At 58.9% G+C, this 1,191-nt stretch carries 1 protein-coding gene and 1 pseudogene; both read left to right on the top strand.

Annotation, left to right across the window (positions count from 1 at the left end):
- Positions 1-76: 76 nt before the first annotated feature.
- Positions 77-970: a hypothetical protein gene (locus tag ACIPIZ_RS29715; RefSeq protein WP_064388639.1), complete on the top strand. Its 894-nt coding sequence runs from the start codon at positions 77-79 to the stop codon at positions 968-970.
- Positions 971-988: 18 nt separating this feature from the next.
- Positions 989-1,165: pseudogene (gene rplI, locus ACIPIZ_RS29710) on the top strand (50S ribosomal protein L9); the annotation flags it as partial.
- Positions 1,166-1,191 lie beyond the last annotated feature (26 nt).

The following is a 1,191-nucleotide window of genomic DNA, read 5'->3' as shown; positions in this document are numbered from 1 at the left end:
CCTGGCCCTGCTGGCCTTCACCGTCAGCCACGGCCGATGAGACCGGGCAGTCGACAAGTAGCAAAGGATTGAATGCATGCGTGCCTTAGCTGAGTTCATCATGCGAGGCCGTATGCAGGCCACTCTCGTGGTGGCCGGATGTGCAACATTGCCGTTGTTGTATTGGTTGGGCGCTGCCGCCGGGAGCCTTGTGCTGCTGCGGCGCGGACTGACGGACGCCTTGGGTGTTCTGTCTCTGGGGCTGCTGCCGGCGTTGATCTGGTGGCTGTATGCCGATGACCCACGCGCACTTCTGGTGCTGCTGGGGTCTTCGGGACTTGCGTTGGTTTTGCGCGCAAGTGAGTCCTGGGTTCGCACGCTGCTGGTCAGCGTGGCGGTAGGGGTGGTGTTTTCGGTGGTGCTCGGGGCTGCGTTTGCGGCCCAGATCGAGATGCTCGCGCAGGCCTTGATAAAGGTCATGCCGGCGCTACTCGGTGAGACTTACAAGCAATTGTCGGTCGATGAGCAAGCGCGTTTCGCGTCCCTGATCGCACCAGTCCTGACCGGACTGATTGCGGCTTTGTTGCAAATCGTCAGCGTGCTGAGCCTGATTGTCGGGCGGCATTGGCAGGCGTTGTTGTACAACCCGGGTGGTTTTGGTCGCGAGTTTCGCGCCATCCGGATCCCGCTGGGGCCGGCGATGTTACTGCTGGCGTTGATGCTTCTGGGCCCGAATCTCGGTGCACAGATGGCCATGTTGACGCCGTTGTGCAGTGTACCGCTGGTGTTCGCCGGACTTGCCCTGATTCACGGGCTGGTCGGGCAGAAGCGACTGGCCGGTTTCTGGCTGGTGGGGTTGTACGTCACGCTGCTGTTGTTCATGCAGCTGATCTATCCGTTGCTCGTGGTCCTGGCCATTGTCGACAGCCTGATTGATTTTCGCGGTCGTCACGTGTCGAAAGACACCGACAGCGCGAACGGTGAAGGTTAAAAGTTAGAGGATTTTCACATGCAACTGATCCTTCTGGAAAAAATCGCCAACCTGGGCAACCTGGGCGACAAAGTAAACGTTAAGGCTGGTTACGGCCGTAACTACCTGCTGCCTTTCGGCAAAGCTACCGCTGCGACCGCTGCCAACCTGGCTGCGTTCGAAGAGCGTCGTGCTGATATGGAAAAAGCTGCCGCAGTCCTTATAGAATAGGCTGTATTTGT

The sequence above is a fragment of the Pseudomonas sp. NPDC087690 genome (assembly GCF_044743175.1).
Lineage (GTDB): Bacteria > Pseudomonadota > Gammaproteobacteria > Pseudomonadales > Pseudomonadaceae > Aquipseudomonas.
The sequence above is the reverse complement of the archived record's forward strand: the minus strand, read 5'-3'. Positions and strand labels throughout refer to the sequence as shown.

Excerpts from the sequence above, each read along its gene's own strand:
- ACIPIZ_RS29715 (WP_064388639.1), top strand. The coding sequence starts at position 77 with ATGCGTGCCTTAGCTGAGTTCATCATGCGAGGCCGTATGCAGGCCACT.